The sequence below is a fragment of the Porphyromonas sp. KLE 1280 genome (genome assembly GCF_000700805.1).
Lineage (GTDB): Bacteria > Bacteroidota > Bacteroidia > Bacteroidales > Porphyromonadaceae > Porphyromonas > Porphyromonas pasteri.
The window spans coordinates 93,635-118,926 of sequence record NZ_KL362965.1; the positions used below are offsets into that span (position 1 = coordinate 93,635).

The window sequence follows — 25,292 nt, forward strand, 5'->3', positions numbered from 1 at the left end:
GTACGCGCGTGGAGCGAGGTGCTTAGCCGAGGTAGGCAGCTACCATCCAAGCGGTCTTTTCCTGACCGTCGAGGAGGTCAGAGAGGAGGTCGCTCGTGGCCGTGTCGCCAGCTTCGTCAGCCAGGGCGAGGACGGTACGCTCCTGGGCGATGAGTACGCGGAGCGATTCGAGGATAGCGGAGATGATGTCGCTGGCGGCGCTGACGTTGGTCTGCTCCTTGAGCTGGCTGACCTTGAGGTATTCGCTGAAGCGGTTCTCAGGCGTAGCGCCGAGCTGGAGGATGCGCTCTGCGATCTCGTCTACTGACTCAGCAGCTTCGTCATACATCTTCTCGAACTGGCTGTGCAGCGTGAAGAACTGAGGGCCACGGACGTGCCAGTGGTAGCCGCGGAGGTTAGCATAGTATACCTGGAAGTCAGCGAGGAGCTGCTGAAGACCCTTGACGATAGGTGCGACCTGGTTAGCGTCGAGGCCAGTGATTGAGAGTACGTTCATTGTCTTGTCGTATTAAAGTGTTAATGATTACACTGCAAAGGTAGGGGAGTTAATGAATCTATACAAATGAATTTCTCTATATCGATATAAGCACCATTTATACTTTGCCTCTACCTGCTTCATGTGGTGCACAAACGAATCCGCCCCTACGACTGTCCAAGTGAGGACGTGCCGTAGGGGCGGGATTATAGTCTATGGGGAGTAGTCCCTTAGGCTTCAGCAGGTGCTTCTTCTTCAGCGGGAGCTTCAGCAGGAGCAGGAGCTTCTTCCTTCTTTTCTTCAGCCTTAGGAGCGTCAGAGAGGACTTCGACGGGGATTTCTACAGCCACTTCCTTGTGCAGGCGCACGATAGCGGTGTAGTTACCGATTTCCTTGATAGCCTTGATGTAGACAAGCTTGCGGTCGGTTTCGAGACCGAGCTTCGTGAGCTCTTCAGCGATCTCAGCACCCGTGACGGAGCCGTAGAGGCTACCCGTAGCGACGTTGGTGTGAGCCGTGATAGAGAGGCGTACGCCCTGGTACTTCTGGGCACGCTCTTCGGCTTCCTTCTTGATAGCGGCGATCTTGTGAGCACGCTGACGGAGGTTCTCTGCGAGGATCTTCTTCGCAGCTTCCGTGGCGATGATAGCCTTACCGGTGGGGATTAGAAAGTTGCGACCGTAGCCGTTCTTTACTGTGACGACATCGTCCTTGTAGCCGAGACCGACTACGTCTTCTTTCAAAATAACTTCCATTGTATTCTGTCTCCTCTATGTTTATTCGTTACTAAGTGGATGAGTAAGGGGGGATAGACCTTACTTAGCCATGTTGTCCGTGACGTAGGGCAGCAGGGCAAGGTGACGAGCACGCTTGACAGCCTGTGCGACGCGACGCTGGAACTTGAGGCTCGTGCCGGTGATACGGCGGGGGAGGATCTTACCCTGTTCGTTGAGGAAACGCTTGAGGAAGTCGGGATCCTTGTAGTCGATATACTTGATACCGCTCTTCTTGAAGCGGCAGTACTTCTTCTTCTTGCTATCTACGGTCAGGGGAGTGAGGTAGCGTACTTCTGATGCAGCCATTTTAATTTTCTCCTTTCGTTAATGGGTTATGCCTTACGGCTTCTTCTCTTTGCTGCGTATTCAGCTGCGAACTTATCCTGGCGGAAGGTCAGGAAGCGGAGGACATTCTCATCGCGACGGAACTGCGTCTCGAGTACGGCGATGGTCTCTGGCTGGGCCTGGAATTCAACGAGCTGGTAGTAACCAGTCGTCTTCTTCTGGATCTGATAGGCGAGCTTCTTCAGCCCCCAGTTTTCTTCGTTGACGATCTCAGCGCCTTCGCCCTTGAGGATGCCAACGAACTTTGCGACCGCTTCCTTTACCTGAGCTTCAGATAAATCGGGAGTAAGAATGAAAACGGTTTCGTAGTTATTCATTTCTCTTTCTGTTTAGTGAGAGTTAAAAATATCGGGCACAAAGGTACATAAATATATCGTTTTGACCAAGCTATGCACCTGCGAGGTGGTGCAAAGTGCCACACGCGCGTACCATTATTATATAGCTATGTGTGGGGCGAAGCTCTGCCTCGGGAGGGCATGAGCTACTCGCCGCGGAAGAGCTTGCGGAAGGCCTCTTCGACGGTCTTCACCCCGACGAGGCGGATGTTGTAGCCCTCGGTGCTGAGCCCGTGGAGGTTCGCTTCGGGGAGGATCATCGCACGGAAGCCGATGCGCTCGGCCTCCATGATGCGCTGCTCGATACGGGCCACGGGGCGTACCTCACCTGATAGACCCACCTCGCCTGTGAGGCAGACGCCTTCGGGGAGGGCGATGTCGAGGCTCGAGGAGAGGACAGCGGTGATGACCGCGAGGTCTGAGGCGGGGTCAGCCAGACGGATACCCCCAGCGATGTTGAGGAAGACGTCCTTCTGCACGAGCTTGAAGCCCGCACGCTTCTCAAGGACGGCCAGCAGCATATTCATACGTCGCGTGTCGAAGCCCGTGCTGGAGCGCTGGGGCGTAGCGTAGACGGCAGAGCTGACGAGCGCCTGCGTCTCGATGAGGAAGGGGCGCACGCCCTCCATGGCTACGGCGATGGCGGTGCCGCTGAGCTTGAGGTCGCTCTGCGTCATCAGGTGCTCCGAAGGATTCTCCACGGGACGCAGGCCCGACTGGCGCATCTCGTAGATACCCAGCTCGGCAGTGCTCCCGAAGCGGTTCTTCTGCCCGCGCAGGATGCGGTACATATAGTGCTTGTCGCCGTCGAACTGCAGGACGACGTCCACCGTATGCTCGAGGATCTTCGGCCCTGCGATGCTCCCCTCCTTATTGATATGACCGATGAGGATGACCGCCACGCCCTCGGTCTTGCAGTACTTCAGTAGGGCGGTGGCGCACTCGCGTATCTGCGAGACGCTCCCAGGGGAGGAGTCGGAGAGCTCGGTCTGTATGGTCTGTATGGAGTCGATGACGAGGATCTGCGGCTGGGTGTCGATGGCGGTGGCGAGGATCTTCTCGAGGTTCGTCTCAGCATAGATCAGGCAGTCATCGTTCGTCCCACCGATGCGGTCTGCACGCATCTTGAGCTGGGAGAGGCTCTCTTCGCCCGAGACGTAGAGCGTCTTGTACGGCAGACGGAGGATCGTCTGCAGGACAAGGGTGGACTTCCCGATACCTGGCTCTCCGCCGAGGAGGATGAAGGAGCCTTCGACGAGCCCCCCACCGAGCACGCGGTCCAGCTCGGGATCGCCGAGGCTGAGGCGGCTCTCGCTGCGCTGCTCGATGTCGCCGAGGCGTACGGGTTTGCTGGCGGTGATGCTCTGTGCCGTGAAGGTGCGGCTCGCCTTATCCTGCTTGCCGATGATGATCTCCTCCTCTTCGATGGAGTTCCATACGCCGCACTGCGAGCAGAAGCCCTGCCACTTGGGGTACTCAGCACCGCACTCGGTGCAGTGGTAGACTGTTTTCTTCTTTGCCATCGTGTATCGTGATGCTGCTGTGATTGTGTCCACAAAAGTAGGGAGAATGCGCCTATTATAAGGTATATACACTGGGGAGTCTACACCGCGCTGCGGAGGGAGCAAAGTCAACTACTACTGATTCGTGAGTGAACCTATATTGGTCGGCGGGTGAACCTATATTGGTTCGGCTGCGGACCACTACTGGTTCACTCACGGACCAATATAGGTTCACCCGCCGACTAATATAGGTTCGATTTGCCTCCTCCACGAGGTCGCTCTTTCTCCCTCGCAGAGGTCGGTGGATCGGTGTGTGCTTTTGGGATGCATATCGAGCAGATTGTTAGTTCTTTATGGGTGGGTTAATCCCCATGTCAAGCGGGCTCTTCGGCGAGCTATCGCGAGAAAATAGTTACCTTTGGTAGATAGTATGCCGTGCTCTATTCATACGGCAGAAGCAGCAAGATTCGATGAGATTGACGAAGCGAAAAGATTATATAAGACGAAGCTATATAGGCCTCTTGATAGGCCTGCTGACCCTCCCGCTTGCTGGGCAGACCCGCCCCAAGCAACCCGCCCCTGACTCTGCAGCCCAGACGAAGGCCCGCGAATACTTCTACCAAGGGGTGCTGGCACAGTCCTCTGGCCGTACGATGGAGGCCTTTGACCTCCTGCGTCACGCGCGCGCCCTCGACCCCACTGATCCCGCTATTGCCTTCATGCTCGGGGGTAACTATGCCCAGCAGGGTGTGAGTGATCGTGCGCTCTCCCTCCTCGAGGAGGCTTACGGGGCAGACTCCACGAACCTCACTTACGCGCGTGCCCTCTCGGCTGGCTATATTGAAGCCGGGCGCATGCAGGATGCCCTCCACATCAATGAGCGCCTCTCCGAGGCCGATCCCGAAGATGACGATGTGCGCTATCGTCTCATCCAGCTCTATGCCCGTACGGGAGAGCTGAAGAAGGGGATCCAGCTCGCCACGGAGCTACAGAAGCGCTTCCAGCCTATGCCCGAGGCCTATGGGCAGCTGACGAAGATGAAGATCCAGCTCCTTGCCCTCTCCAAGGACTCGGTAGCGGTGGGTCGTGAATACCGTGCTTGGGCAGCTCTCTATCCGGAAGACCGCCGTCCGTACTACGACTGGATCCTCCATCTCTTCCAGACGGGAGGGGCGAAGGAGGCGGAGAAGCAACTCGCCTCTGACGTGCGTGCTGGCCGTATCTCCTCGGGGGATGCCACCGCCCTGCGTGTCCATAAGTACATCCTGCAGAAGGACTATCCCGCCGCAGAGGCCGAGCTGGTCCGTCTCACCCCGGATAAGAAGATCGGTGCCGACGAGAAGCTCACGCTCTGGCTCCTGCTGACCAAGGAGTCGCAGGGCAGTGAGGGCTACACCGCAGGCAAGTACACGCCCCATATCGCAGAGCTCGTCGCCGAGTACCCCGATGACCTGCAGGTGCTGAGGACCTATGCCCAGCTCCTTCGCTACGAAGAGCGCTATCAGGAGGCTTATGACCTCCTCGCTCCCAAGAGCAAGATCCACCCCAGCGAGGAGTGGATATGGAGCGAACTCCTCGACGCGGCTATCGGCCTCCAGTCCGACAGCCTCACCGTCGTCGTCGCCCGTGATGCCAAGCGCTACGTCCCCACCGACTGGCGCAACTATATCGTGCTCTCGGGGGAGCGCTTCCAGCACGATGATGCTGACGGCGCGATGAAGATCCTCGAAGAGGGTGCTACCGCCATCGACCCCAAGACGGGCGAAGGTGCTGCCCGCCTCTTCGGTTTCCTCGCCGACGTCTATGCTGAGCGTGGTGGCCCCGAGAAGGCCCCGCTGGCTGACAGCCTTTACCTCCGCGCTATCGAGGCCAACCCCAAGGAGCCCGATGTGCTGAACAACTACGCCTACCGTCTGGCGAAGGCGGGGCGCAACCTCGATGAGGCGGAGCGCTACGCCTTGCAGGCCGTGCGCCTCTCGCCCGATGCCGCCCACATCCTCGACACCTACGCCTATATCCTCCTCCTGCGTAAGAACTATACGCTGGCCAAGCTCTACCAACGTAAAGCCCTCTCGCAGGCTGGCCCTGAGAAGACTTCGCCCGATATGTACGACCACATGGGCGATATCTACCGCGGGCTGGGCGAGTACACCGAGGCTATCGAAGCCTGGCAGCAGGCCCTCAAGAGTCTCGCTGAGCGTGAGAATAAGGATGAGAAAGCCGATAAGGCTGAGCGCATCCGCATAGAGAAGAAGATCAACGAAGCTAAGCAAGCACAGAAGAAGTAACGAACGATGAATAGCACCGCATATCCCCGCCACCAGCGCCTCCGTGGCCTCCTCGTGGCAGCCCTATGTACAGGCCTGCTCTCCAGCTGTGGCCTCCTGCGTGATGTCAGCCATCCCGATGATGAGACGACGCGTACCGAGACCCGCCAAGAGTCGGGCGTGAATCCCCGCCTCGCAGCCTTCCAGTCAGACCCCGCCTATGGCCCGATGCTCAAGGGTAACCTGCAGGCAGAGATCCTCATCGGTAAGGAGACCTATTCATCAAAGGTCAATGCCACCATCGTGCGTGGCCAAGGTATCTACTGGTCCGTCGTGCCCTTCCCTCTCATCGAGGCAGCGCGCGTATGGTTCACCCCTCAGGGCGTGACCGCCATCGACAAGATCCACGGTCGCTATGCCGAGGTGAGCTATGCCGAGCTCTCTTCGCTGGTGGGCTTCCCCATCAGTTATAATGATGTGGAGCGCCTCCTCTTAGGTAAGCCCTTCTTCCCCGCCGAAGCCCGTGGGGCCAAGGGCGGAGCCTTCAGCTACGGCGTCACCGAAGATGGGGGGACCGATGCCGAAGCCAGCCTCAGCATCGCCCGTGGCGAGGCCGCTGGCGCCTATCATCTGCGTTGGCTCCTCAACGCCCAGCACCAGCCTACGAGCTTCGTCGTCAGCCAGTCCTCCCGTCAGGGTGCTCCTGTCTTCTCGCTGAACTATGATCAGACGGAGGCCTCTGTTGCCCGCCACTTCGCTGAGCGCACCTTCCTCTTCCTCGGTCGCACTACGCGCCCTGCACTCACCATCGACTGGAGTAAGCTCCGTCCCTACACTGGCGAAGCGCCTGACCTGACGCCCCGCATCAAGGAGGGCTACAAGCGTATCAGTCTCACTGAGCTCATCAAGCTCCTGCCCTCACTATGATCGCCTACGCCCGCCATCAGCTGAGGCACTGCCTCACCCTCGCCCTGCTCCTCGCGAGCAGTCTCCTTGCCCTCACCCCTGAGGCTGCGGCACAGGGGCGTAAGTCCAAGACCCTCCAGCGCCTCGAGCAGGAGCGTAAGCAGCTCCTTCGCTCCATCGAAGCCTCGGACAAGAAGCTCCAGCAGCTGCGCCGTGATACGCGCAACGAGGAGCAGACCCTGCGCACCGTCAAGGAGCAGGTAGAGCAGCGCCGTCAGGTCGTCGCTGTCCTTGGCAATGAGGTTAGCGGTCTGCAGGCCCGTATCGATACCCTCTCAGGGCACATCGGCCGTCTGCACCGCCGTGAGGGTGCCCTCCTCCTGCGCTATCGTGCAGCCCTCGTGCAGCTCCAGCGCATCGACACGCATATCGACCCTGTGCTCTTCGTCCTCTCGTCGCAGAACCCTGCCGAGGCTCGTGAGCGTCAGCGCTTCCTCTCCCGCTACTCCAAGGCCGTACGTGAGGCCTCCGTCGCTCTGCGCACTACACGTGCCGAGATTGAGGCCACCAAGGCCGAGGTCGGGCGTACCCATTCGGAGAAGGAACAGCTCCTTTCTCTCCGTGAGGCCGAGAAGAAGAAGCTCGAAGCCGAGGAGCAGCAGCGTGCCGCTCAGGTCAAGGACCTGCAGGGCAAGCAGCAGGTCTTAGCGCAAGACCTCTCGAAGCAGAAGCAGAAAGCTGAGGATCTTGACCGCAAGATCCAGGCACAGGTAGAGGCCGAGATCCTCGCTGCCCAGCGTCGTGCCGCCGAGCTCCAGCGTCGTCGTGAAGAGGCTCGCCGTCGTCGTCAAGCCCAGCGCACCCAGCCTACACCACCACCCTCTACGGGACGCAGTGGCCGTGGTAAGGGGACGACACCCCCGCCTCCCCCGCCACCTCCTGCTGATGATGAGCCCGAAGAGCGTCGTGCAGCGACCCCAGGGGGCTACGCGATGGATGCCAATGAGCGTGCGCTCGCCTCGTCCTTCGCGCAGAACAAGGGCCGTCTCCCTGCCCCTATCCGTGGCTCGTACTCGATCCTCCGTACCTTCGGCGTGCATCAGCATAGCGAGCACAACCGCGTGCAGGTCAATAGCAGTGGGGTAGACTTCGGGGTCAATGGAGATAGCCGTGCCTACGCTGTCTTCTCGGGCGTCGTCAGCCGTGTCTTCGTCATCCCAGGCTACGGCACTGCCGTCATCCTCCGCCACGGGAACTACCTCACCGTCTACGCCAATCTCAGTAGCGTCGCCGTCTCTACGGGCTCTCGCGTCTCCACAGGCCAGGGTATCGGCTCTGTCGGTGCTTCGCCTGATGGCTCCTCGGGTCGCCTCCTGCACTTCCAGCTTTGGCACGAGCGTACCAAGCTCAATCCCCTCGCATGGATCAAAAGGTAATCGCTACTATCGGGGCTTTTGACGGCGTGCACCTCGGGCATCAGGCGCTCTTCTCGCAGATGCGCGACTATGCTGCCCGCTACGAAAGGACGCGTCTCGTCATCTTGACCTTCGTCCCTTACCCTGCCGATGTCCTGCGCCCACACGGGAGTCAGCACATCGATCCGCCCCACCGCCACCTCGAGCGACTGGGGGAGCTTGAGGGCTTCGAGGTCGTGCCGATGGTCTTCTCCGCCGAGCTGGCAACCCACTCCGCTGAGACCTTCATCCGCGAAGTTCTGCATGAGCAGCTGCATGTGACGGATCTCTTCCTCGGCTATGACAACCGCTTCGGTGCGGGGGCTAAGCTTGCCTATGAGGATTACAAGGCGCTCGGCGCCCTGTATGGTATGGAGGTCATCCAAGCCGATAGCCTCTCCCTCAGCGGGGAGATCGTCAGCTCCACCGCCATCAAGTCGCTGATACGTAGTGGCGAGATGCGTGAGGCATACCGTGCTCTCGGCCGTCCGCATGCCATCTATGGCACGGTCGTTGCGGGGCAGAAGCTTGGCCGTCGCCTCGGCTATCCCACGGCGAACGTCCAGCGTGAGGATGCAGACCAGCTCCTCCCTCCCGATGGTGTCTATGCTTGTGACCTGGAGCTCCTTCGCCCCACGGGCTGCTCGGAGCAGCACCATGCGATGCTCTATATCGGCAAGCGCCCGACCCTCGGCGGTGAGCTGGAGCGCACTATCGAGGTACATATCCTTGACTTCGATGAGATGATCTATGGTATGGAGGTCATCGTGCATATCTTCGAGCAGCTCCATCCCGAGCACCGCTTTGCTTCGACCGAAGAGCTTCGCTCCGCCCTTGAGACCTACGAGCAAGATACCCGCCACTACTTCGCTGAGAATACCCGCTACTAATGGAGATAAAAGGACTACACGTCGCGATCGTACATCGCCGCTTTGCCCTTGGTGGAGCGGAGGAGGTGTCGCGTCAGACCGCCTGCCTTTTCTCCGACCTGGGTATTCACACGCACTTCTTTGCGGAGACCCATATCGCTACAGAATGGGCTCTGCCCGATGATCCGCTGATTGATCTCTCCCTTCTTCCTCAAGGGATGCGCCTCTGGACAAAGGAAAGTGCCCTCTACCTGGTGCGTGCCTTCAAGGAGAGAGGGGTGAAGGTGCTGATCATCCCTATCGCTCTGCGCAATGATTACTTGCCCCTAATTCGGGCTGCAGGGATCAAGATTATTTATTGGTGCCATAGCTCTCCGCTGTGGGAACTCGTAGACAGACGTGAGCGCGCCAGCTACAAGGCGCACCATCCGTGGTACAAGAATCTCTATAGCCTAACGCTGCGTCGTCTGCGTCTGGCACTAACATCTGAGGAGAAGCTCCGTACTCGCTACCGAGATTTGGTACGGCAGGTAGACTGCTTTATTACGCTCACCCCTGAGTATGTGCAGGAGTTTGTATCGGCTTTGGGGCTTAACGACGATGAAGCTTCGTGCTTTGCCGTTATGCCGAATATGGCCTTCCTACCCAAGCATCAGCCCATACCAGCTAAGGACCGACCGAAGAAAATCCTCTTCGTCGGACGTCTGAGCTATGCAGATAAGCGCCCAGATCGAGTCCTCCAGATTTGGGAGAAGGTCTGTCAGGATCTGCCTGACTGGGAGGTAGAGATCTACGGGAAAGGCTCTGAAGAGAAGTTCTTGCGCCGCATGATTCAGCAGAAGCAGCTCCCTCGCATCACGCTCAAGGGCTATATCGCTGATGCGACAGCCGTATATGCGTCGGGTGCTATTCTGATGATGACCTCGACCTATGAAGGGTGGGGACTTGTCCTGAGCGAAGCACAAGCGTCGGGAGTTGTACCCATAGCTTTCGATAGCTCGGCAGGTATCCGTGAGCTTATAGGGGAGGATAGTACCTATGGATGCCTTGTTGCTCCCTTTGATTTGGACGCCTATGCAGCTCAGCTTCGACGGCTCTGTCAGGATGTGGAGTTGAGAAGTCGCCTCTCCCAAGCAGCTCAGACACATTGCCTCGACTATAGCCCAGAGCGGATTCGTTCGCGATGGGAAGAGATATTTAGCCAACTCTAATACCGCTCGTTGATGAAGCCTCGTATCCTCATAGATTTGGAGCGTACCCGCTATCCCTACTCGGGATTAGGGTACTATGGGCATGCCCTTGCTCGGGGACTACAGGAGGCTCGGGATCCATCACTGGACCTTCACTACTATGCTCCGACCTCTTATCCTATAGATAATAGGAAGCCTTTCTCGCCCCTGCACTCCCTGCTCAGTGTGCAGGCAAAGGGCTATGACTTAGTCCATATCACGCACCAGCGTCAGCACTACTTCCCGCAGCTATGGGGAGCAAAGTGCATCGTCACCCTTCATGACTTGAATTTCCTCACCGAGCCTCTCCCCGAGTCGAAGCGAAAGAAGCTCTTGAAGCTGGTGGCAAGTAATCTGAATCGTGCCCATGGGATCGTCTGTATCTCCGAATTTGTGCGGCATGATTTGGAGCAGCATCGCGAGCTCTTCCAGATATCGGAGGAGACCCCCATTGCAGTAGTGCATAATGGGATCTTCCTTCCTGAAGAAGGGCAGATATCAGGCATCGCTCGAGATCCTATAGTCCCCAATGCTCCCTATCTCTTGGCGTTGGGGGTCTTGCATGAGAAGAAGCAGCAGCATCTGCTCGTCCCTGCGCTTTGCCATCTTCCCGAAGAGTTACATCTGGTCTTAATTTATTCGGAGGCTAAGTCTGAATATCTCTCTAAGATCCAGCGTATGATCCAGCAATATCGATTGGAGGATCGTGTGCATCTCCTTTGTGCTGTGAGTGATGTAGAGAAGGCATCCTTGCTACAGCACTGCCGTGCATTGCTACAGCCCTCCATTGCCGAGGGGTTTGGATTGCCAGTGGTGGAGGCTATGGCTTTAGGGAAGCCTATCTTCCTGCGTCCTGCTACGAGTCTCCCAGAGGTCGGCGGAGAGGTGGCTTATTACTTCGATGAGGTAGGCCCCGAAGCAATAGCAAAGACCATTATAGATGGCTTGAGCGCTTATGATATGTCACCTTCTCAGGCTGAAGCTCTCCGTGCTCGTGCTCGTCTGTTTGACTATCGACGAATGGCGCAGGGCTACCTACAGTTCTACCACGAAATACTCTCCAGATAAATGAAACTTGCCGTCATCGTCCCCGTCTACAAGGTAGAGCCCTACCTGCGTCAGTGTATCGAGTCGATCCTGTCGCAGGGCTACGAGGATCTGAAAGTGATTCTTGTTGATGATGGCTCGCCCGATAGCTGCGGAGCGATTTGTGATGAGTATGCAGCGCGTGACCCTCGTGTCCTCGCTCTACATAAGCCGAATGGCGGGCAGAGTTCGGCACGTAACCTGGCTCTACAGCACATTGACGACTGCCCTCTGGTCACCTTCTTAGATAGCGATGACTGGTTGGAGCCTGACATCTATCAGAAGGGGGTAAGCTACCTAACCGCACACCCTGAGGTCAGCATCATCAACTATGGCTATAACCTTGTCACAGAGGAGAAGACCATCCCTTTAATCCCTGCAGAGGAGCATTTGACACGTGACGAAGCTCTGCTTCGCTATGTAGCTACGACTTCCAATATCATCAATACGATGGTTTGGAGTCGTATCTATCGGCGTGAGGTGATTGATGGGCTGACCTTTACCGAGGGGTGTAAGTGGGAGGATGTTGTATATGCGCTTGAGGCACTCTATCGGTGTACGGGTGGATATCATATCTTGCCCCTTGTCGGGGTCAATTATCGGAGTAAGCGCCCTGGGGCTATGACCTCCGAGCTACTGCCTGATAAGCGATCCCTTCTTTGGGATATCGAATCGGCAATACAGCGCTATCCAGATGATGCTCATTTCTTAGCTTTAGCGAGTACCCTTGCGACTAACTGTCTGTGGTATCACATTAAATATCTATCGTCTTTTACCTACTCTGTCGCTGTAAGGGAGCTGGAGCGCTATCTGCCGATCATAGAAGAGCTGAAAGCTCGTCCTTATCTTAATGCCTTCCATTCAGCATCGAAGGTGAGGAAGGTGAAGCTTTTCTTAGCCTATCCCCGTACATCCTTTGCTATTCGTACTCTCGTTCGCACCCTGCTTAGCAGTAAATAACTCCATATGAAGCTTGCGGTCATCGTCCCTGTTTACAAGGTCGAAGCTTACCTCCACCAATGCATCGACTCAATCCTCTCTCAGAGCTATCGGGAGCTAAAGGTCATCCTCATCGATGATGGCTCGCCCGATGGTTGCGGAGCTATTTGTGATGAGTATGCTGCACATGACTCTCGTGTGCTTGTTCTCCATAAGGCGAATGGGGGGCTAAGCTCTGCACGCAACTTCGCTCTTCCCTATACGGATGATTGCCCATTGGTGACCTTCGTTGATAGCGATGATTGGCTGGAGCCTGGGATCTATCAGTCGGCTGTGAGTTATCTGCAGCAGCATCCAGAAGTCTCTATTCTTGGCTATGGGCACAACAAAGTGCAGGATACTTGCTCCTCGCCTTGCCTTATGCCCGAGATGACTTTGTCACGAGAAGAGGCTTTAGATAGCTACCTTACTGCGAATAAACTTGCTATCGAAGCGACTGTGTGGAGTCGTATCTACCGCCGCCAAGCTATAGAGGGGCTTACCTTCCGTGAGGGGTCGAAGTGGGAAGATAACGTCTACTCTCTTGAGGCATTCTATCAGAGTACAGGCGATTTCCATGCGTTACCTATCGCAGGCTACAACTATCGCATCCAGCGTCCTGGGGCGATTACTGCGACTGAGATCCCAGATCTACGAGATCTCTTTGCGGATATAGAAGAATCCATTGATAGGCATGTGGGGGATACTACTTATATGGAGTATGCTAATACCTTGGCCGTGCGTAGCCTCTGGTATCACTTCCGTCTGCTATGTCGTGCCTCCGATCGATATAAGGAAGAGGTGACTGATTATCTGCAGATTGCCAACAAGCTCCGATGTCGCCCCTTCCGTAATCTCTTCCGCTCGCGGTCGAAACGGATAAAGTTTCGCCTATTCCTCATCGCTCCCAGGGCATTTGTTATGGGGCGACGAGCCTTTAATAAGCTGAAAAATAAGTCTTAGTATATAGTCTTCTTATGCTACTCAAGAATATCACCATATCCGGGCTCGGCGGTGTCGGGGGCTACTACGGAGCGATGCTCGTAGAGGCTGCCCGACGTGAGGGCCTCGGCCGTAAGATCAGCTTCGTCGCCCGTGGCGCACACCGCGCTGCTATCGAGGAGCGCGGACTGCATGTCCACACTCCCGAGCGGGACTTCACCGTGCGCCCCGATTACTTAGCCGAAGATCCCCACGATCTGCCACTGACCGACCTCCTCATCCTCGCGACGAAGAGCTACGACCTCGAGGCGAATATCCAGCAGCTCCGCCCGATCATCACGCCTCGGACCATCATCTTACCCCTCCTCAATGGTGCGGATATCACTGATCAGATCCAGGCGCTTCTCCCCGAAGCCCGTGTCTGGGACGGCTGCGTCTATATCTCGGGGCGCAAGCCTACGGCGGGGGAGATCCTCTTGGAGGCTGATCGAGAGATCTTCCTCTTCGGGTCACGTGGTGCTGAGCGTAGCGCCGAGGAGCGTGAGCTCTTCACCCTCCTGGAGTCCGTCGGCGTGCACGTGGTCAATCCCGACGATATCGAGGAGAGCATCCGTAAGAAGTTCCTCATGATCTCGGCTACCGCGACGGGTACCTCCTACTACAATATGACGGTGGGCGAAGCCCTCGCGTCGCACCCCGTGGAGATGCGTGGGCTCATCGAGGAGCTCTGCACGCTCTTCTCCGCCCTCGGCCACGACTTAGGCGAGGGAGCTGTGGAGCGCACCGTCGAGCGTCAGACCTTCATGATCCCCTCCAGCACAAGCTCGATGCACGTGGACTTCATAGCGGGGAGCTCCACTGAGCTGGAGAATCTCACGGGCTACGTCGTCCGTGAGGCACGCCGCATCGGGCTGGAGCTACCACTCTATGAGCGTATGTACAAGGCACTCGCCACGGAGCCCTATCCCCCGCAGCACGATTAAACCCTTACATCCACTATAACTATGCGAACCTACCTATCCCTTCTCCTTCTGCTCCTCTTCGTGGGGAGTGGCCGCGCCTCGGCGCAGCAGCCGTTTGAGACCTTCTTCCGAGACAGCACGCTCCGTCTGGACTACATCCTCACCGGGGGCGAGTCGACGACTGAGATCACGCCCGATGAAGCCCATCTACTCAAGGGCTGGGCTGGCCGTCGTCACTACCTCGATAGCCTCGTCCTCAGAGGGAATGCCCAGCTCTACGTGCATGACGAAGCGACGGGCAAGCTGATCTATGCCTTCTCCTTCAACCCGCTCTACCTCGAGTGGCGTCAGACACCGCTGGCCAAGACCGAGCGCCGCTCCTATGAGGAAGTGCTGCGCATCCCCTTCCCCAAGGCTCCTGTGAAGGTGACGCTCCGCCTGTGCAATGCCGAGCAGCGCACCATCGTCGATCAGACGCAGCGTGTCGATCCTAAGGATATCCTCATCCGTGACCAGACGACGAAGCAGCCTCAGAAGCACAAGTACCTCATTCACTCGGGGGACAGCCGTGACTGCATCGACCTGGCGTTCCTTGCTGAGGGCTATACCGAGGCTGAGATGCCTATCTTCCTCCGTGATGCCGAGGCCGCTACCGAAGCGCTCTTCAACTACGAGCCCTTCAAGAGTAACCGCCAGCACTTCAATGTCGTGGTGGTCTTCTCTCCCTCCGAAGAGTCGGGCGTCGCCGTGCCTCGTGAGAAGCGCTGGCCCCGTACGGCGTTCTCCTCGCACTTCGATACCTTCTACTCCGATCGCTATCTGACGACGCGCAGTGTGAAGGCGATCAACGATGCCCTCATCGGCATCCCCTACGAGCACCTCATCATCCTCGCCAATAGCGACGTCTACGGCGGTGGCGGTATGTACAACTCATACCTCATCTCCTCGACGCATCACAAGTGGTACCTGCCCGTGGTGGTGCATGAGTTTGGCCATAGCTTCGGCGGTCTTACGGACGAGTACTTCCACGAAGGCGACGCTGCGGCAGCGAGCGAACACGCTACCGAGGTCGAGCCTTGGGAGCAGAACGTCACGAACCTCAAGGACTTCTCCGGTAAGTGGTCGCACCTGATCAAGAAGGGTACACCCATGCCTACGCCCACGAAGCTCCAGAAGAAGTACCCCGTCGGGCTCTACGAAGGGGGCGCTTATCTGGCGAAGGGTATGTACCGCGCGAGCTACAACTGCCGTATGCGTACCAATGATACCCCCGACTTCTGCCCTGCTTGCCGTCTTGGGCTGGATAAGATCCTCGACTACAACCTCCCTCCTCGCCGTAAGTAATAGCGAAGGGCGCATGCCCTACCTGATAGAAGCGGTTAGCCCCCACCACAAGAGCGATCAGCTCGATGTGGTGGGGGCTAAGTGTATCGTGTCGTAGGGGCTTAAGCGGATAAGCCCGTGCGTCGTGCTCTCGTGGAGCGGTGTGCTTAGTCTTCGGAGGAGAGGAGGGCGCGGAGCTCGTCGGGCGTGATGTCGACGATGATCTCACTGCGGTAGGCGAGCGAGATCGTCCCACGCTCTTCGCTGATGATGATGATCTTCGCGTCGGTCTTCTGCGAGAGGCCGAGGGCAGAGCGGTGGCGCAGGCCGAGGTCCTTATTGAGGTCGGTGTCGCTGGCTACGGGGAGGATACAGCCTGCAGCGCAGATCTTCCCGCCAGCGATGATCATAGCGCCGTCGTGCAGGGGGCTATTCTTGAAGAAGATCGTCTCGATGAGGCGGGCATTGACGGCGGCGAGGAAGCGCTCCCCAGCGTGCTGGTAGGGCGTGAGGTCTGAGGTGCCTTGGATGGCGATCAGGGCGCCCGTCTTCTTACGAGCCATGTTCATACACGCCAGCACGACGGGTGCGATATAGTCCTCTTCCTCCTGCTCCTTCGCCGAGCCTTCGCGGAAGAAGCGGCGGATCTTACGCCAGCGCTGGGCGGAGCCGATGGTGACCAGGATCTTCTTGATCTCGTCCTGGAAGATAATGACCAGGATGATGAAGCCGATATTGATGAACTTGTCCAGCAGCGCACCCATCAGTCGCATCTGCAGAACCTGCGAGATCAAGAGCCAGATCCCGAGGAAGGCGATGATCCCCATGAAGAGTGAGCGGCTCCCCGAGTAGCGCATCGTGGTGAACGCGTAGTAAAGGAAGACCGCGAGGAGCAGTATGTCGATAATGTCCTTGATGGAGATGTCGAGCCAAGCGAGCATAAGGGCAGGGTAAGTCGTGGGTTAGTGTGAGCGGGTGAAGCTATAGTGCAGGTGCTCCTCTTTGTGGAGGTAGGGGCGGGCTTGCTCGTAGAGCGTGATGGCCTCAGCGGCAGCGCGTACATCGTGCACACGGAGGATCTGTGCGCCACGCTCGAGGGCGAGGGCATGGAGGAAGGTCGTACCACCGAGGGCTTCGGCAGGCGTGCAGCCGAGGGGGCGGTAGATCATGCTCTTGCGTGAGACACCGACGAGGACGGGCTGTGTGAAGGTGTGGGTGAGGTCGTCGAGGTGCATGAGGAGCTCATAGTTCTGCTCCGTGGTCTTGCTGAAGCCGAAGCCAGGGTCAAGGATGATGTCATGCAGGCCCAGCTCGAGGAGCTTGCCGATGCGCTCGGCGAAGTAGTCGATGACCTCGAGCGTCACGTCACTATAGTCGGTGAGCGACTGCATGGTCTGCGGGTCGCCCTTCATATGCATGAGGATATAGGGTACCTGCAGGGCGGCTACCGTGCGGTACATCTCGGGGTCAAGTGCTCCGCCAGAGATATCGTTGATGATAGCGGCTCCATACTCCTCGACGGCCATGCGGGCGACCTCCGAGCGGAAGGTATCTACCGAGACGGGTAGGTCGGGGTATTCGTCCCGCAGGATGCGCAGGGCGGGGCGTAGGCGCTCCATCTCCTTCGTGACGCTCACCTCATCAGCCCCTGGGCGGGAGCTGTAGGCGCCGAGGTCAGCGATGGCAGCTCCTTCGCTCACCAGCTCGTCGAAGCGGGTGCGCAGTGCCGTCTCGCCTGCTATCCTACTACCAGCGAAGAAGGAGTCGGGGGTGACATTGACGATACCCATGACGACGGGGCTCTCGAGGGTAAGGAGCTTCCCCGAGAGGGTGAGGGTCGTCTGTGCTGGAGTGAAGGACATGGCGGGGAGGGAATTAGATGAGGGCAGGCTGCGGGGTGAGTACGACTTCCACGGGGAGGTCCCATGGGTCATGGGGGAGGCACGCGATGGGGCGGAGGGCGAAGGTCACGCCGATACGGTTGGCATGTGGGGTGCGGCTGAGGTAGCGGTCGTAGTACCCCTTGCCACGGCCGAGGCGGTAGCCCGCCTGGTCATACGCCAGAGCGGGGATGACGAGGAGGTCCAGCGTCGCTGGGTCTACGGCTCCATCAGCCTCAAGGCGGGGCTCGTAGATGCCGAAGCTCCCCGACTGCTCGAGCTCCTGCCAGCCAGTGAAGGCGAAGAAATCCATTGTCTCACCGTCAAGGACGCGGGGGAGGTAGACCTGCTTCGTCATGGCGACCTCGTCGATGAGGGTGCGGAGGTTCGGCTCGTCGGGTAGGGCAGCGTAGAGGGCCACATGCTGGGCCTGCTGCCAGAGGGGATGCTGACGGAGCTGGGAGATGATGGACGCACTCCCCGTGAGACGGAGCTCATCGGTGAGACGCTCACGGCTCAGGGCACGGAGCTCACGGCGGAGGGTGGGCTTGTCCATGGGCTACTTCGTCGGACGCCAGTCATCGGAGGTGAGGCGGTCGAGAGCGGCCTTGACCTCGGGGTCCTCCTCGTTACGTGCGCGGTAGAAGGCATTCTTGTCCCCACCCAAGAGGTCAGAGATCAAGGCGATGAGGTCACGGCGTAGGATGGGCATCGACTCCTGCAGGTAGCCAGGGCGCTGGGGTACGCCCTGCTGCTGGGCATAGCGTGCATAGGCATAGACGATCTCCTCGCCCTGCGAATGTAGGTAGTCCTGGATAGCCTTCTCCGAGCGGAAGGACTGGAACTGCGCACGATGCTGGTCCGCGTAGTTGAAGGCGAAGCGCTGGAAGGTCCCTGAGCGCAGGAGACGGATGTAGTAGGGGTTGATCCCTGCGCTGTCGCGCGGGGTGAAGATGTCGGGGGTGATACCGCCACCGCCGTAGACGACACGGCCCAGACGCGTGTAGTAGCGTGTGGTGTCGGGGCGGCTGATGCTATCGGCTGAGTAGAACTCGCCATGGAGGTAGCGCTCCTCGATGTCCTCAGCGTAGGCTTCGTAGCCCTTGGCATAGCTCTTCTGGATGCTACGGCCCGAGGGGGTGTAGTAGCGAGCTACGGTGAGGCGGACGACGGAGTGGTCCTTCAGCTCGAAGGGGAGCTGCACGAGACCCTTACCGAAGGTGCGACGGCCGACGATGAGCGCGCGGTCGAGGTCCTGCATAGCACCGGCGAAGATCTCGCTGGCGCTGGCACTGCTCTCGTTCACCAGCACGATGAGGGGGAGCTGGCGCAGACGGCCGTCACGAGGGCTCTTGAAGTCCTCACGGGGATAGTGTGCGCCCTTGTTGTAGACGAGGAGGTCGCCCTTGGAGAGGAACTCCGTAGCGAGTGCCGTAGCGGCCTGCAGATAGCCCCCGCCATTGTCGCGGAGGTCGATGAGGATGCGCTCGACGCCTTCGGAGGCATGCTCGGCATAGGCCTGCTGGAACTCTAAGGGGGTCTGTGTGCCCCACTTATTGAGGCGTACATACAGCACGTGGGGGCGGATCATATAGCTCGCGTCGATGGTAGGAACGGGGACGGCGCCACGGACGACCGAGGTGGTGAAGGTCTTCCCACCACGGCGGACGGTGAGCTTGACGACGGTGTCCTCAGGACCCTTCAGCGCCTTCATGATCTGCTCAGAGGTGATGGAGTCACGGACGAGGTTCGTCGTGTCAGCACGTAGGATGCGGTCGCCGGGCTGCAGGCCTGCGCGCTCGCTGGGGCCACCCTCGATGACACGCACGACGACGACGGTGTCGAGGAGGGTATTGAACTGCACGCCGATACCCGCGAACGAGCCCTCGAGGCTCTCGGTCGACTCCTGATTCTCCTCAGCACTGAGGTAGACGGAGTGGGGGTCGAGCTGTGAGAGGATCAGCGGGAGGGACTGCTCGGTGAGGCTGTCCATATCCGTCGAGTCGACGTAGTACTGCTGGATGAGCGAATAGATCTCGCCAAGCTTGCCAGCCGCTCCGCGTCGGCCTCCGATGCCGAAGTAGCTGGAGGTGAATATGCCCAAGAGGAAGACCAAGACGGTGACAAGCCCGTAGGTGATTCCACTCAGGAGGTGGGCCTTACGCTCGGGGCGAGGTGAGCCGGGCTGCTCGTTGGGTGCTGATTGCATGCTGTCTGCTATAGAGGATGATGAAGGGGCGGGAGAAAGAGTCGGTTAGTCCTCGAGGGGAAGGTAATCTACCTGGATGCCAGCGCGCTGAAGGAGCTCGATGCCGTCACGTAGACGGTACTCGGTGCTGTAGACGACGCGGCGCATGTGGCTCTGGATGATGAGCTTGGCGCACTCGATGCAGGGGGCATCAGTGACGTAGACCGTCGCACCAGAGCTGTCATTGGTGCTGCTGGCGAGCTTCGTGATCGCATTGGCCTCAGCATGGAGCACATACTGCTTCGTCTGACCGCTCTCGTCTTCGCAGATGTTCTCAAAGCCCACGGGGGTGCCGTTGTAGCCATCGGCGATGATACGCTTGTCCTTGACGATGAGGGCGCCTACCTTACGGCGCTCGCAGTAGGAGTTCTCAGCCCAGATGCGCGCCATACGGAGGTAGCGCATGTCGAGGGCGAGTTGCTTGTCATCCATCATAACTCTTTGGATTGTCTTGACACGAGGATATAGATATACAAAGATAAGGCTTTGCGCCCGAATGTGTATGCTTTTCGGGGGGGCTATCTGCCGAGGATAAAGGGAGATCCTGTGGGAAGGGGCGATTAGGATCGCTATGAGAGAGGAAAAGTAACCACTACTGGTCGATGAGTTGACCAGTAGTGGTTCGCACTCCGACCAGTAGTGGTAACTATAGCTGACCAGTACTGCTTCGCTTCGTGACCAGTACTGGTTCGTTTTACGTGCGACGCTGCTACTTGCCTCCTATGACTTCGGGATGCTCCATTAACACCTGTAATTCAGCTCTCTATGTGTTGCTTGCTTCTCCCTACTATGCCTGCTTCGAGCCCATCGAAAAGCAGTCCGCCCAGCCTCATCACTGGGGGTGGGGCTGGGCGGACTGTATGGAGTGTCAGGTAGGCGAGTGCCTTACTTCTTCGGGGTGAAGATGGTGATTTCTCCGGTTGAGTGCTTTTTGCAGGTGAGTCTCTGCTTGGATGCATCCAGGGTATAGGTGAATGTGTCAGGCTTAAATGGCTCGCGCTCGGGCCCTATTCCTCCCGGGGCTATCTCACGTGCCACGCGAACTGTCGCCACCATCCCCTTACGGGTGTAGGGAAGAGAAAGGACCTTAGTCGTGTGTCTTTTACCCTCACCCTCTTCCCGTATTAATTCCTCCTCTATCCTGAATGCGATATGCTTATCCTCTTCGAAGTATATCCAGGTCTGGAAGTGGTATTGTTCGCCATTTGGATATTTCCCAATATAGCTGGAGGACTCCCACATGGTTTTAACGAATGGATCCTCCTTAGGGTCATCTTCCTTGGACGAAGAGCAGGCGGTGAGGGTAAAGAGAACAGCTCCGAGGAGTATCAGGGTGTATTTGAACTTCATATCTATAATGGTATTGATAATTGAATTGTCGCAAAGGTAGGGGAAATAGTGCATAGTCGGAAAGGGCTGCCACGCTACCTCTCACGCTCTCAAAAAGCAGTCCGCCCAGCCTCATCACTCGGGATGGGGCTGGGCGGACTGTATGGAGTGTCAGGTAGGCGAGTGCCTTACTTCTTGCGGACGAAGGTCAATGTATGGGATTCATCCTCATCAGTCACTGTTCCAGTGAATTTCATGTTGGATGCATCCATTGTTAGGGTAAGTACCTCAGTTTCGGTCTTGCCATTACGTATGGTTTGGGTAGTAAGTGTAGCCACCTTATTGATATAGGTGTAGGTGCCCTCGGATGCACTTGGTTCTTCTGTATTGACTACAATACCATTCTTGAGGGTCTTGTGAGTTCCCAGGACAGTAAACTTGGTGTTATCAATAAAGTGGAGGAGTAGCGTTTCAACTTCCTTTTCACCATCCTCCTGCTCGGTCCCTTGGATAACGCACTCCCACTCAGTGCCAGCGAGGGTTTTACTTAGGTCGGGGGTGTTAGGCGTGTCCTTGGAGCAGGCGGTGAGCCCAAGGAGGACTGCTCCGAGGAGCATAAAGATGTGCTTTAGCTTCATACGATCTTTTGTTATGGGGTTAGTGATTTATTGAATCTTTGCAAAGGTAGGAGATTTATACAGAGTTGCAAGCCCCCCTTCTCCTCTTCGCGTGGAGGGCTGTAAATAGACTCGCCCCGCTCTTCTCTCCATAGAAGAGCGGGGCGAGTCTTATGAGGTATGTGCAGGTGCGACCTTACTTCTTGCGGACGAAGGTCAATATCGTACCTGACTCTGGGGCTTTACCTGTGAGCTGCTGCTTGGAGGAGTCCATTGTCAGAGGGAGTGCCAGCTTGATAGCATTATCTTCATCATCTCGAGTATTGAAGAGGAGTGTAGCGACGCCACCTTGATAGGTGTAAGTGCCCTGCTCAGGATCGTCTACCTCAGTTTCGACTACCGCACCATTCTTTATCGTCTGTTGGGTGGATTGGGACGTGAACTTGGTGTCGTCGACGAACTTGAGGACTATCGTAGTGACTACCGATTTGTTACCTGCGTCGGACTCCCGAACGGTGGCCTCCCACTCAGTGCCAGCGAGGGTCTTACTTAGGTCGGGGGTGTTAGGCGTGTCCTTGGAGCAGGCGGTGAGCCCAAGGAGGACTGCTCCGAGGAGCATGAAGATTTGCTTTAGCTTCATAATTTCTATGGGGTTATAAAGAGGGAATGAATACTACTCGCAAAGGTAGGTAAATACTGCATGCTAAGCCTATAGTCTCGGAAGAAAGCCGTTCTCTCAGCCTCATCTCTCAGCATCCAAGTCCGAGGCGTGCATAGAGGTCGTATCTCCTCCCTTGTCGCTACACTTATTTATAGTGCTCCGTAGAAGTCGATTTGCAAACAACTATTGGTCTCGGTACGGATCACTATTGGCTTGGGGGTCAAACCACTATAAGTTCGCACACGAAACCACTATTGGTTTGCCCATGGATGACTATTGGTTTGGGTGCAAACGACTATTGGCTTATCGGTCAAAGGACTATAGTGTCTCCTTGCCTTCCGTAGCTTCCTCCATTTCCACGGGCGGAATGTTTCTCTGTGCTGTATCTCATCGCGCGAGTCATAGGCTTGAGGGATAGGCCTCTACCTGCAGCTGGTGAAGGTGCTCCCCATAGGAGGAGGGTATGAAGCTTTAGTGCTCGCTACTTCGACCTATATTGGTCGCTGGGTGAACCTATATAGCTCGCGTCACGGACCAATATAGGTCGACATCGCGACCAATATAGGTCAGCCCACTGACCTATATAGGTTCGCATCACTCCCCTGCGGGAGGTGTCCCCACACTCTCGCACTATAAGTGTGTCGTGTCGCGAGTAAGTCGCTTGGCTATAATGCCTAAGCTTAGTCTTGTGTGCCTACTCCTGCTCCTCTCCTAAAAGCAGTCCGCCCAGCCTCATCTCTCGGGATGGGCTGGGCGGACTGTATGGAGTGTCAGGTAGGTGAGTGCCTTACTTCTTGCGGGTGTAGATTTCAGGCTCGTCGCCCTCTTCCATCTTTGTTGACGTCGCTGTGATCTTTTGCTTCGCAGCATCCATTGTGAGGGTGCCCTTGTGTGTTACCTGCTTATCATTTTCTATTTCATGGGTAATCACTGTAGCTACAAGACCTTCGTACGTGTAAGTCATTTCTTCCTTAACCGTAGGATTTTGCTTTATGATACTACCATCTTTCGCTGTGTCCTTGTAGTCTGAAAGAACTACGAGGTGGCTGTCGTCTATGAACTGGAGTTCGATCGAGATGATTTCACTCCCGCCTTCCTCAGTCGTAGCCTTGAGGACGCGTTCCCACTTCGTGCCTGCGAATGGGTTCTTGTTGCTGGGCTCAGGAGTATCCTTCTTGTCACAAGCGGAGAGTCCAAGGAGCATGACTCCGAGGAACATGAAGATGTACTTTAGCTTCATACGTTCTTTTGTTATGGGGTTAGTGATTTATTGAATCTTTGCAAAGATAGGAGATTTATACAGAGTTGCCAACCTCCCTTCTCCTCTTCGCGTGGAGGGCTATAAATAGACTCGCCCCGCTCTTCTATGGAGAGAAGAGCGGGGCGAGTCTTATGGGGTATGTGCAGGCGAGTGCCTTACTTCTTGCGGGTGTAGATGATACCCTTGCGTACGCCGTCATCCGTCACCGTGCCCGCGAGTGTCTGATTGGTTTCGTCCATGACGAGGCGGACGATGCTCGTGCGGATCTTGCCATCGTCCTGGCGGGTTGTGGTGAGCGTGACCTCCTTGCCTTGGTAGGTGTAGGTACCCTGCTTAGGGGTGTCTGTCTCGCTCTTGAGGATGGTACCTCCCTGTGTGGTTACTGAGGTGGACTCCGTGACGAACTTCGTGCCGTCAATGAAGCGAAGGACTGTCGTGGTGGTCTCTGTCTTGCCATCATCCTCCAGCTCCTGCTCGATGTACTCCCACTGAGAGCCGGCTAAGGAACCGCTTGAAGCAGGGTTGGTCTTGGGGGTGTCCTTGGAGCAAGCACTGAGCCCAAGAAGTGCGACTCCGAGGAGCGCGAAGATTTGCTTTAGCTTCATATCTACTGTAGTATTAAAGTGTGATTTAGAGCGCGCCTGGGTAAACAAAAGCGACCCTTCTGTACTTATAACGTCGTAGTACTCTGCGAGGTATCTTCGCTCCTTGGTAGGAGGCGGAGAGCTTAGGGAGTACAGCATCATCCTTTATATATAGGTAGACTGATGAAGAGAGCATGGGTATTAGGCGCTACAGGCGCTACGGGGGCGGCTCTGGTGGAGCAGCTCCTTGGGAGTGACGAATACAGCGAGGTGCATGTCTTTGTGCGTCGGCCTCTCCAGCTGCAGCACGCGAAGCTCCGCGTCCACGTGGTAGATATGGAGCGAGCTGAGGACTGGCAGATGGGCCCCGCAGCAGATGTCGCCTTCTCCTGTCTGGGTACGACGCTGCGGGCAGCAGGGAGCAAAGCGGCTCAGCATCGTGTGGACGTGGACTACCAACTGCAGTTCGCCGAGATGGCTCGCCGTAGTGGGGTGGGGACCTTCGTCCTGCTTTCGGCAGCTGGGGCAAATGCTAAGTCAAGCCTCTTCTACATGCGCCTCAAGGGCGAAGCTGAGGAGGGCGTGCGTGCTCTCAGCTTTGAGCGGACGCTCTTCTTCCGCCCTGGGATGATCGATCGCGGGGTGAAGGCACGAGGCAATGAGCGCATCAGCATGGCCATCCTTCGTGCGCTGAATCGCATCGGCCTCCTGAAGCGTCAAGCGCCGATAGCCGTCGAGACACTCGCTCGTCAGATGATCCGCGGTGAGGCGCGGCTGCGTGATGCGGGCGAATATGTACTTGCTGAAAGGGCGATCTTAGACCTCTAAGAGCGGGGTGTCGGGCGGCTCGGTGAGCGCTGTCTGCCGAGTATCGTGACCGCACTTAGGAGAGCGAGCAGGGCGAGGGACTACTCCCTCGCCCTGCTCGCTTTTGGTGTTTATTCTTAGGAAGGCGCTGGGTAATGGCATTTCTTTAATAAAATTATTAAATCACCCTGCTTGTGTTTTAAGGAAGTCTGACTATTTTTGTCACAGAGACAGCAAGACATGCTCTCCGTAAGTAGCCCTCTTGAGGGGGCTCTTAGCGAGGAGCACCACACACCCACTCAGACGCATAGGATGGACAAGCTCCTCTTCTCCGCCCACCCTTCCCCTCACGCTCTACAGGACACGCCCAGCGGGTCCCCACCTCTACCTATGCGTCTGAAAGGCCCGTCCGCTACTTGATGAGCGGTGTCCCCTACTACTACACTCACACTAAAC

26 protein-coding genes are annotated in these 25,292 nt (G+C 57.1%); 11 read left to right on the forward strand and 15 right to left on the reverse strand.

Translation table 11 applies throughout. The features are described from left to right. Window positions 1-22: 22 nt before the first annotated feature. The 5 genes from HMPREF1121_RS06705 to radA all read right to left on the reverse strand — a co-directional run bounded on the left by HMPREF1121_RS06705 (window position 23) and on the right by radA (window position 3,454). Window positions 23-496, reverse strand: a complete 474-nt coding sequence (locus HMPREF1121_RS06705; protein ID WP_044115492.1) for a Dps family protein — start codon at window positions 494-496, stop codon at window positions 23-25. A gap of 209 nt (window positions 497-705) precedes the next feature. Beyond that, window positions 706-1,230, reverse strand: coding sequence for a 50S ribosomal protein L9 (gene rplI / locus HMPREF1121_RS06710; RefSeq protein ID WP_009433798.1), 525 nt, complete (start codon window positions 1,228-1,230; stop codon window positions 706-708). Window positions 1,231-1,290: 60 nt separating this feature from the next. Beyond that, window positions 1,291-1,557 (reverse strand): 30S ribosomal protein S18, encoded by a 267-nt coding sequence (gene rpsR / locus HMPREF1121_RS06715; RefSeq protein WP_009433795.1) that lies wholly within the window; start codon window positions 1,555-1,557, stop codon window positions 1,291-1,293. Between the two features lie 26 nt (window positions 1,558-1,583). Continuing rightward, window positions 1,584-1,913 carry a 30S ribosomal protein S6 gene (rpsF, locus tag HMPREF1121_RS06720; protein ID WP_009433752.1) on the reverse strand — a complete coding sequence of 110 codons (330 nt, stop codon included), beginning with the start codon at window positions 1,911-1,913 and terminating at the stop codon, window positions 1,584-1,586. A gap of 164 nt (window positions 1,914-2,077) precedes the next feature. Beyond that, entirely contained in the window at window positions 2,078-3,454 is a 1,377-nt protein-coding gene (radA, locus tag HMPREF1121_RS06725; protein WP_044115493.1) for a DNA repair protein RadA, read from the reverse strand. Between the two features lie 449 nt (window positions 3,455-3,903). Here radA and HMPREF1121_RS06730 point away from each other — a divergent pair, with 449 nt between their 5' ends. Genes HMPREF1121_RS06730 through HMPREF1121_RS06775 form a run of 10 tightly spaced genes read left to right on the forward strand, consistent with a single transcriptional unit; the run spans window position 3,904 to window position 15,470 of the window. Then, complete coding sequence (locus HMPREF1121_RS06730) at window positions 3,904-5,721, forward strand: tetratricopeptide repeat protein (RefSeq protein ID WP_044115495.1); 1,818 nt, start codon at window positions 3,904-3,906, stop codon at window positions 5,719-5,721. Window positions 5,722-5,727: 6 nt separating this feature from the next. Continuing rightward, window positions 5,728-6,627, forward strand: a complete 900-nt coding sequence (locus tag HMPREF1121_RS06735) for a lipoprotein insertase outer membrane protein LolB1 (RefSeq protein ID WP_044115496.1) — start codon at window positions 5,728-5,730, stop codon at window positions 6,625-6,627. Beyond that, window positions 6,624-8,042, forward strand: a complete 1,419-nt coding sequence (locus HMPREF1121_RS06740; RefSeq protein WP_044115497.1) for a murein hydrolase activator EnvC family protein — start codon at window positions 6,624-6,626, stop codon at window positions 8,040-8,042. The genes HMPREF1121_RS06735 and HMPREF1121_RS06740 overlap by 4 nt, the downstream gene beginning before the upstream one ends. After that, window positions 8,027-8,950: a riboflavin biosynthesis protein RibF gene (gene ribF / locus HMPREF1121_RS06745; protein WP_044115498.1), complete on the forward strand. Its 924-nt coding sequence runs from the start codon at window positions 8,027-8,029 to the stop codon at window positions 8,948-8,950. The genes HMPREF1121_RS06740 and ribF overlap by 16 nt, the downstream gene beginning before the upstream one ends. Continuing rightward, window positions 8,950-10,140 (forward strand): glycosyltransferase, encoded by a 1,191-nt coding sequence (locus HMPREF1121_RS06750; RefSeq protein WP_044115500.1) that lies wholly within the window; start codon window positions 8,950-8,952, stop codon window positions 10,138-10,140. Before ribF ends, HMPREF1121_RS06750 begins: the two co-directional genes overlap by 1 nt. Before the next feature lie 12 nt (window positions 10,141-10,152). Continuing rightward, window positions 10,153-11,226 (forward strand): glycosyltransferase family 4 protein, encoded by a 1,074-nt coding sequence (locus HMPREF1121_RS06755; RefSeq protein ID WP_044115501.1) that lies wholly within the window; start codon window positions 10,153-10,155, stop codon window positions 11,224-11,226. After that, entirely contained in the window at window positions 11,227-12,204 is a 978-nt protein-coding gene (locus tag HMPREF1121_RS06760; protein ID WP_044115502.1) for a glycosyltransferase family 2 protein, read from the forward strand. A 6-nt stretch (window positions 12,205-12,210) separates the two neighbouring features. Then, on the forward strand, window positions 12,211-13,185 hold the full coding sequence (locus HMPREF1121_RS06765) for a glycosyltransferase family 2 protein (protein WP_044115503.1): 975 nt from the start codon (window positions 12,211-12,213) through the stop codon (window positions 13,183-13,185). Window positions 13,186-13,199: 14 nt separating this feature from the next. Further along, window positions 13,200-14,147, forward strand: a complete 948-nt coding sequence (locus HMPREF1121_RS06770) for a ketopantoate reductase family protein (protein ID WP_044115504.1) — start codon at window positions 13,200-13,202, stop codon at window positions 14,145-14,147. A gap of 21 nt (window positions 14,148-14,168) precedes the next feature. Further along, the gene (locus HMPREF1121_RS06775; protein ID WP_044115505.1) at window positions 14,169-15,470 is read left to right on the forward strand and encodes a M64 family metallopeptidase; all 1,302 of its coding nucleotides are present in this window, start codon (window positions 14,169-14,171) and stop codon (window positions 15,468-15,470) included. Between the two features lie 146 nt (window positions 15,471-15,616). Here HMPREF1121_RS06775 and HMPREF1121_RS06780 read toward each other — a convergent pair whose 3' ends face one another. The 10 genes from HMPREF1121_RS06780 to HMPREF1121_RS06825 all read right to left on the reverse strand — a co-directional run bounded on the left by HMPREF1121_RS06780 (window position 15,617) and on the right by HMPREF1121_RS06825 (window position 24,050). Beyond that, window positions 15,617-16,390: a diadenylate cyclase gene (locus HMPREF1121_RS06780; protein WP_009433756.1), complete on the reverse strand. Its 774-nt coding sequence runs from the start codon at window positions 16,388-16,390 to the stop codon at window positions 15,617-15,619. Between the two features lie 21 nt (window positions 16,391-16,411). Further along, entirely contained in the window at window positions 16,412-17,311 is a 900-nt protein-coding gene (gene folP, locus HMPREF1121_RS06785; RefSeq protein WP_044115506.1) for a dihydropteroate synthase, read from the reverse strand. Between the two features lie 13 nt (window positions 17,312-17,324). Next, window positions 17,325-17,885 carry a 5-formyltetrahydrofolate cyclo-ligase gene (locus tag HMPREF1121_RS06790; RefSeq protein ID WP_044115507.1) on the reverse strand — a complete coding sequence of 187 codons (561 nt, stop codon included), beginning with the start codon at window positions 17,883-17,885 and terminating at the stop codon, window positions 17,325-17,327. 3 nt (window positions 17,886-17,888) lie between these two features. Further along, entirely contained in the window at window positions 17,889-19,538 is a 1,650-nt protein-coding gene (locus tag HMPREF1121_RS06795) for a S41 family peptidase (protein WP_052353637.1), read from the reverse strand. A 45-nt stretch (window positions 19,539-19,583) separates the two neighbouring features. Next, window positions 19,584-20,009, reverse strand: a complete 426-nt coding sequence (locus tag HMPREF1121_RS06800; protein ID WP_009433799.1) for a deoxycytidylate deaminase — start codon at window positions 20,007-20,009, stop codon at window positions 19,584-19,586. A gap of 453 nt (window positions 20,010-20,462) precedes the next feature. Further along, window positions 20,463-20,927: a hypothetical protein gene (locus HMPREF1121_RS06805; protein ID WP_156946063.1), complete on the reverse strand. Its 465-nt coding sequence runs from the start codon at window positions 20,925-20,927 to the stop codon at window positions 20,463-20,465. A gap of 167 nt (window positions 20,928-21,094) precedes the next feature. Further along, window positions 21,095-21,544 carry a hypothetical protein gene (locus tag HMPREF1121_RS06810; protein ID WP_044115510.1) on the reverse strand — a complete coding sequence of 150 codons (450 nt, stop codon included), beginning with the start codon at window positions 21,542-21,544 and terminating at the stop codon, window positions 21,095-21,097. A 175-nt stretch (window positions 21,545-21,719) separates the two neighbouring features. After that, window positions 21,720-22,163, reverse strand: a complete 444-nt coding sequence (locus tag HMPREF1121_RS06815) for a hypothetical protein (protein ID WP_044115511.1) — start codon at window positions 22,161-22,163, stop codon at window positions 21,720-21,722. Between the two features lie 808 nt (window positions 22,164-22,971). Further along, on the reverse strand, window positions 22,972-23,424 hold the full coding sequence (locus tag HMPREF1121_RS06820; RefSeq protein WP_044115512.1) for a hypothetical protein: 453 nt from the start codon (window positions 23,422-23,424) through the stop codon (window positions 22,972-22,974). Between the two features lie 176 nt (window positions 23,425-23,600). Then, the gene (locus tag HMPREF1121_RS06825; protein ID WP_044115513.1) at window positions 23,601-24,050 is read right to left on the reverse strand and encodes a hypothetical protein; all 450 of its coding nucleotides are present in this window, start codon (window positions 24,048-24,050) and stop codon (window positions 23,601-23,603) included. Window positions 24,051-24,212: 162 nt separating this feature from the next. Here HMPREF1121_RS06825 and HMPREF1121_RS06830 point away from each other — a divergent pair, with 162 nt between their 5' ends. Beyond that, window positions 24,213-24,857 (forward strand): NAD(P)H-binding protein, encoded by a 645-nt coding sequence (locus HMPREF1121_RS06830; RefSeq protein WP_044115514.1) that lies wholly within the window; start codon window positions 24,213-24,215, stop codon window positions 24,855-24,857. The last annotated feature ends 435 nt before the right edge of the window (window positions 24,858-25,292 follow it).